The organism is Leptospira weilii (assembly GCF_006874765.1).
GTDB classification, from domain to species: domain Bacteria; phylum Spirochaetota; class Leptospiria; order Leptospirales; family Leptospiraceae; genus Leptospira; species Leptospira weilii.
In genome coordinates, this window is record NZ_CP040840.1 from 3,416,091 (window position 1) to 3,422,500 (window position 6,410).

Annotated in this window: 6 protein-coding genes (1 of these 6 only partly in view); 3 read left to right on the forward strand and 3 right to left on the reverse strand. The window is 41.8% G+C overall.

Annotation, left to right across the window (positions count from 1 at the left end; genetic code table 11):
* Positions 1 to 69: 69 nt before the first annotated feature.
* Complete coding sequence (locus FHG67_RS16640) at positions 70 to 1,542, reverse strand: WGR domain-containing protein (protein WP_004500046.1); 1,473 nt, start codon at positions 1,540 to 1,542, stop codon at positions 70 to 72.
* Positions 1,543 to 2,582: 1,040 nt separating this feature from the next.
* On the opposite strand from FHG67_RS16640, the gene FHG67_RS16650 reads away from it, so the two are divergent.
* Both FHG67_RS16650 and FHG67_RS16655 read left to right on the forward strand, forming a co-directional pair.
* Positions 2,583 to 2,795, forward strand: coding sequence for a hypothetical protein (locus tag FHG67_RS16650; RefSeq protein ID WP_004500158.1), 213 nt, complete (start codon positions 2,583 to 2,585; stop codon positions 2,793 to 2,795).
* 328 nt (positions 2,796 to 3,123) lie between these two features.
* Positions 3,124 to 4,203 carry an LIC10774 family surface protein gene (locus FHG67_RS16655; RefSeq protein ID WP_004500104.1) on the forward strand — a complete coding sequence of 360 codons (1,080 nt, stop codon included), beginning with the start codon at positions 3,124 to 3,126 and terminating at the stop codon, positions 4,201 to 4,203.
* A 135-nt stretch (positions 4,204 to 4,338) separates the two neighbouring features.
* Here the strand turns inward: FHG67_RS16655 and FHG67_RS16660 are convergent, their stop codons facing one another.
* Both FHG67_RS16660 and FHG67_RS16665 read right to left on the reverse strand, forming a co-directional pair.
* Positions 4,339 to 5,034 carry an O-methyltransferase gene (locus FHG67_RS16660; RefSeq protein ID WP_004500154.1) on the reverse strand — a complete coding sequence of 232 codons (696 nt, stop codon included), beginning with the start codon at positions 5,032 to 5,034 and terminating at the stop codon, positions 4,339 to 4,341.
* Positions 5,031 to 6,215 carry an acyl-CoA dehydrogenase family protein gene (locus FHG67_RS16665; RefSeq protein ID WP_004500039.1) on the reverse strand — a complete coding sequence of 395 codons (1,185 nt, stop codon included), beginning with the start codon at positions 6,213 to 6,215 and terminating at the stop codon, positions 5,031 to 5,033. The genes FHG67_RS16660 and FHG67_RS16665 overlap by 4 nt, the downstream gene beginning before the upstream one ends.
* Positions 6,216 to 6,294: 79 nt before the next feature.
* On the opposite strand from FHG67_RS16665, the gene FHG67_RS16670 reads away from it, so the two are divergent.
* Positions 6,295 to 6,410, forward strand: the 5' end (the start) of a protein-coding gene (locus tag FHG67_RS16670; RefSeq protein WP_061235387.1) for an LIC10362 family protein. It continues 289 nt past the right edge of the window; only the first 116 of its 405 coding nucleotides appear in the window; the start codon lies at positions 6,295 to 6,297; the stop codon falls past the right edge of the window.

Consider the following 6,410-nt stretch of genomic DNA (forward strand, 5'->3'; position numbering starts at 1 on the left):
TCGTTCATATGTATAGACCGAGTAGGTTTATAAAAGTATAATCTAACAAAAAGTCATCAACGGCTTTCATTAAACGCTCTTGTACTTAAGCTGATTTAAATCGCAGTCGTTTTCGTCCGCATCGTTTCGAATTCCCAGATAAGTCGGTTGATACAAAGAACCGCCTCTGTATGCGTATAAATAACGTACTTCTATAATATCTTTTTCTTGCGGCATATCAAAATTAACCGGTATGGTTACGTTTCCAACACTAATCCAAGACTTTCCGTCGTAAAGACGCATGCTTACACTGCGTTTTAGATTTACCGTTTCTACGCTTACAGTTGCCGTCTCGTAAAATTTGAACTTAATCTGAGACCCTTTGCTTGCAGGTCTCCCCGCTTTGTAAGGAGCATTCAGATCTTTGAATACGATACCTTCCTTTTGTTTTTCTCGTAATTTATCGAGAAGTCCTTTTTTGCCTTTTGTGGAGACCACCAATTCGACAAGACGAAAGGTTTTGCCCCCATCCTTCAAGACGGATTGAAGTATCGCATAACGCTCTTGGTAGGGTAGATGTTGAATATCTTTTCCGTCTTTCGAAAAAATGTCGAAAGGGTGGAATACATCTCCGATCGACTCTCCGTCCAGAATAAAATCCTCCTGAAAACCGAGAGCACATTCGTGTATGATTTGCGAAGTCGCAATAATTAGACCCTTTCGATTGATTCCCTCCACCCTGTCTCCGGTCTTTCGGATCATCATACGATTGCCGTCCAACTTTTCTTGGGCTCCATATTGATCGTTTTCAATATACGCGGAAAGTTCCTCTTCCTCGATAGGATTGAGAAGTTGACAATGAACACCGCTTATTCGTTCTTCTTTGCTTGTATGAAGATAAGGAGTTCCGGATTCTCCTTCCGTATATCCTTTTGCCATTTTGGAGTTTACGAGTTGGTTCATAATTTTTTGAGCGGATTCGTAAGAAACCGGTTTTGAGGTTTTGGTTCCGGTTTGAAGTGTGCTCCCACGTCTGCCAAAAGCGAAGAGCACCACGTATCCGTCCCCTTCCGGATCTATATTTACATGATAAACTTTGTCACTACCGTCGCCTTGATAATAGAGACTGATCTTATTTAACTCTTTAGAACTTTCTGATGGAGGAGTTTCTAAATCCTGCTTTGCGGTTCTTTGAGATGACCGCTTGGCTTTATTTTTCGGTTGTTCTTCGGTTTTTTGCGAATCAGATTTCGATTGTTTTTCAATTCTCGGAGTTACGGCTTTATCCGCTTCCTTTCGATTCTCTTTGTCCGATTTAGGTTTCTTATCATCAGAAACCAACTTTTCGATTATATCATTTTTTTCTATATAACCTTTTTTTAATTTTTCAGAGAGGATCTTACGCGCTTCTTTTAAGCAGGCTTCTTCGGCTCCAAAAGCTTTAGTTTGAGATGTTCCGGCGACGCCTATTCTGCCATAGACAACGGTAAAGGAATTTCCCGAAACTTCTATGCTCCAAAATTTGTCCGATGTATCGTCTTTATAGGTTAGGTAGTGTTTCATAAAATTTGTTTGAATGATATTTTAATTTATTATTATATTTAAATTTACTAAATATTTGTCGGCTCGGTATTTCTTCTGTTTTGAGGAGGTATTTTTCCCTTTAGCCGTATTTCTTGTGTGACCTTAAAGAAGCTTTTTCCGATAAAGAGACGACTAACGCAGTTATCCGACTCCGCGTGCAGTTGCGGGCCTACTTCCCATTCCTGGATATTGCCAAGCCGCTTTTAGTTAAAGCCCTTCGAAGTCAAGGACTTCCCGTTTTTGTGATCCTTATTTTGTTATAAATGTAAGCCTTGTGCCTAACCCACGCTTTTTAATCGCCGGAAGACGCTCTATTTTATCTGATATGGCGCCCCAATCGGATCAGTAAATAATTTTTCGCACATTTCTCATTAAATCATTTAACTCATTGGAGAAAAAGCATTCGCAGCGATTGATCAGACTGATATTTTCGCGGATTCTATAGCAGGATAACCTATAATACGTCGGGAACTGTTCTTAGTCAGAGAACTATATAACAAAATGCTGAAATTCAGTGTCTAAACGCGGGATTTGTCTCAAAATTCATAAAACCTCCTTAAAAATACTTTATCTTCATTTAAAACGCCATTTCGATCATTCTCGGATATTTTTGGATAGCTTCAGTATCCTATTATGTAGGATCAATAGTATAAAACAACTCAGCAGAACGATTCCTACTCATCTCTATATAATAGAGTGTCTAAAATTCTGCGTCTAAACGTGGGATTTGCGCTCGAATTAACGGTACCTATTTTATAGGGATCAGTAAGGGCGCATTCCAAGACAAAATCAGCAAAGCAGAAGAGATCGATTGAAATCAGATTCTTTTTAAAGAACGTCATTTGCACTGGTACCTCTATCCGAAGGCCGTCGTCTATTCGGCAAAGAACAAATATCCGATCCGGTCGCATAAAAGCGATATGCAAAAATTTCCAATTTTATAATATAAAAAAATATTATATTATTCGCTTATTTGTTTACGCAAAATCAGAGTGTGAATCATAAAGAGGAATCTGTTCGTGCGACTTTTGATCGCCGCGATTTTAAACCGTGATCCGAATAAATTCAATCGATACAGAATCAACCAAGAAGACGATAAAAGTTTTATTCTATTTTTAGCGATACGGACATATTCAACCTACGATAAGCATTGTCCTATTTACAAAAAAACATTCCGAAACACAATTTCTTACGGAGGCTTTTTACAAAATCTCCTAACTTATTATCTTTGAACGGCTCCGAAAATCAATACCCGACTATCCCGTCTTTGTTTCGAAAAAAGCCATCGCTTTAATTTCCTAGGATTGTTCGATGGAATCCAACACCGCATTTTCTAAGGAACTTACAACAAGTTTTAAATCCAAATTAATTAGAAACTTCATCGTAGGACCGCCTAACACAACTATATCGTTAGGCGTTATTCTGTTTCGAACTTTAATTTCGATTGTTTCGTATTTATAGCCGATGTTAAATTTTTGAAATAAAAATATACCGCTACAAGCTTGACAATTTATCGATTTAATTTTAGAATCCCAGATTCTCGAAATAAGGAAAACTCAAATGAAACAAATTTTCAGTATTTTTTTCATAATATTACTGTTAGCCGAATGCGCAGGAGAAAGCAATGATTCTTCCCAATTACTTTTGGGAATCGTAAACAACCAACCACGGAACCTTACTCCTCCCGAACGGAATGCTTCGGGACTGGCGATTATTGACATACCTACGCATTACGTGGATTCTATTTCCGGAAACGATTCCAGTGCGGGCACTAAGTCCGCACCCTATCGCACGATCACAAAAGCACTTTTAGCCTCCAAAGCGGACGGCACAAAGGTGATTTATGTTGCGCCCGGAACCTACAACACATCCATCGGAGAAACATTTCCCATGTATATTCCGGATGGAGTCAACCTATACGGAGACTATGACGGAAAAGGTTTGATCGGAGACTCTTCTTCCCTTTACGCGGGGCCGCCGGGAACCACGCCTAAAACAGGACCTACTTGGATCAACGGAGGAGGATTCGATGTAAATCATACTAGTTGGAATGCCACAATCATTCCAAAAAATAACTCTCAAATTGCAGGATTTAAAATCACCAACCCGAACCCGCTGAGCCCGGGAGGTTATCTTACAAGAGGGGTTTCCGTACAGAATTTCGTATCCATACTTATTAGGAATAACACGATCACCGGGATGTCCCCCTCGGGAGTTGGTATCTATTACGAATATTTTACCGTAACGGCCGTAGGCAGCAATACAATCTCCGGAAATCAAATCATTTCCAACTATTGGGGAATCTACGATGGCAGCATTCGAGCTTCCGATGACAAAGTGGAGAACAATGTAATTACTCAAAATTCCATTGGTATCCTCACTACGCAGGGACTCGATTTAGGACAGGGATCGACCGGAAGCGCGGGAAACAATACTTTTTCCTGCAACACATACGAGGATATACAGATAGGAGGAAACGATAGCATTCCACAAACTCAATACGCAATGAATAACTATTGGGATCACTTTGCGCCTACGATGTCTTTGACGCATACCGACGGCTTGGATATAAGAAAACTTAGTAATTCTACTCTCGTCTATTACGCGGGCGGAGGTTTTGCTTCAAATCCTTGTAACTAAAAAATGATCCTTCCCTTTTTTTCGATATCAAAGAGGGAAGGATCGTCACCGGATCTTCAATAGAGTAATTGAAAATTAAGGTACCACGGGAACTTCTATTATATAGAGACGAGCAATCAACGAAACGTAGTCAATTCACTTCTTTCTTACAAGCGAAACTCCGTCGGCAATCGGAACCAAACTTACATCCACGGAATCGTCCTTGTGAATCATTTCGTTGAACTTCCGAATTCCGATCGTGGAAGGTTCTTGGCGAGTCGAATCGGCCACGCTTCCGTCCCAGAGAACGTTATCCGCAATCAACAAGCCTCCCGGTTTCAGAAGTTCTAAAATCAACGGATAATAGTTCGGATAATTCTCCTTATCCGCGTCGAGAAAAATCAAATCGATCGTAGAGGGACCGAATGCAAAATCGGGAGCCCATTCCGGAAAAGATTTCGAATCGATCAACACTTGCAAAGTTTCTAATGCAGATCCGATCTTCAAACCGATCTTGGATTCGAGACCGTTTTCTTTCCAATATTTCCGCGCGATCGTCGTCCATTCTTCGCTGATATCGCAGCAAAGAATTTTTCCGTCTTCCGGCAATGCGGTCGCAAAACAAAGGGAAGAATACCCCGTAAAACTACCGATCTCTATGATTCGTTTGGCGCCGCTGATTTTTGCCAAAACGTGGAGAAACTGCCCTTCTTCAGGACTGATTTGCATATTGGCCTGCGCCAACTTGCCGGTCTCTTCCCGCAGTCTTCGAAAAGAGTCCGGCTCCCTGACGGAATTCCGGAAGATATAGTCTTCCAGTTTTTCCGTGAGTTGTATGTTCTTTCGACTCAAGGAGTCCCTTCGTAGATTTTTTTTAAGTCCGCGACGATATTCTTTTGCATCGCTTCGTTCGTTCCGCCTCCGATGGAAAGAAGAATCGAATCCCTATGCAATCTTTCCACGGGATATTCCCTGCAATATCCGTAGCCGCCTAACGCTTGTATTGCGTTTCGAGACACTCTTTCCGCCATTTGGGTCGCGACTAATTTTGCGGAAGCGGCTCCGAGAGAATTTCTACTGTCGGGGTTGATTCCGCTTGCCACTTGATACACAAGAGCGCGCGCCGCTTGATAATCCGCGTATGATTCCGCGAGAAGTCTCTGAATTTGTCCGAACTCCGAAAGTTTTTTTCCAAACGCCTCTCTATGACGGATCGTATAATCGGCCATGATATCCACAGAGCGTTTTGCGATTCCCAAAGACTGAGCGGCAAGGGTAACCCTTTCGATTTCGAGGTTTCTCATCATGTGAATAAGGGCCCCGTCTTCCTGGCCGACTAAATTTTCCGCAGGAACCTCGCAATCTTCGAATATAAGCTGAGTCGTCGGGGAGGAGCGCATTCCCATCTTTTCCTCTTTCTTACCGACGCTAAAACCGGGGAAGGAACTTTCCACGATGAAGGAAGTGGTTCTTTTGGAATCCTTGCTCATTTTTGCATACACCAAAAACACACTTCCTATATTTCCGTTCGTGATGTATTGTTTGGAACCGTTTAACACGTATTTGTCGCCCTTTTTTACGGCGATCGTTCTCATGCCGAGAACGTCCGTTCCCGCTCCGGGTTCCGTCATTCCCATTCCGCCGATCCATTCTCCCGAAATCACTTTCGAAAGATACTTCTCTCTCTGAGCCGGACTGGAACTATGATAGAAATTATTTACGAATAATACTTCGTGCGCCAGATACGAAAGCATAAACCCCGGATCATAAGCGGAAAGCTCCTCATGAATAATCACCGCCGCAACAGCGTCCATCCCCATCCCACCGTCTTCTTCCGGAACAGTAATTCCGAAAAGTCCGAGTTCGGAACCGATTCTCCGAAACAACGCAAGATTGAATGTCTCGCGGTCATCGTGCTCCTTCGCCTGGGTATCCATATTCTCTTTTGCAAATTTTGCGATGGTTTCCCGAAGCGCGAGATGGTTCTCTGTCGGGTTGAATAAATCGTTCGGTTTTTCAAGCACAGCTCTCATGTTGCCCTCTTTCTTAATATCCTCTACCCCAAGACTAAAACAGCTCGACAGAGAATCTTTATTTTCCAAAAACTATCTTATGATCTACGCTCTGATTTTGACAATCCTTTGTGGGCTTTTTTTCTTCCTATCTTACCGCTTATCTCAAAAATCGAATGCTCTTTTACAAAAAAATTCAAATATGCAAGAACCTAT

What these genes read in the sequence shown, in the direction of transcription:
- FHG67_RS16640 (WP_004500046.1), bottom strand. Translation starts at nt 1,542, where the DNA reads ATGAAACACTACCTAACCTATAAAGACGATACATCGGACAAATTTTGG.
- FHG67_RS16655 (WP_004500104.1), top strand. Translation starts at nt 3,124, where the DNA reads ATGAAACAAATTTTCAGTATTTTTTTCATAATATTACTGTTAGCCGAA.
- FHG67_RS16665 (WP_004500039.1), bottom strand. Translation starts at nt 6,215, where the DNA reads ATGAGAGCTGTGCTTGAAAAACCGAACGATTTATTCAACCCGACAGAG.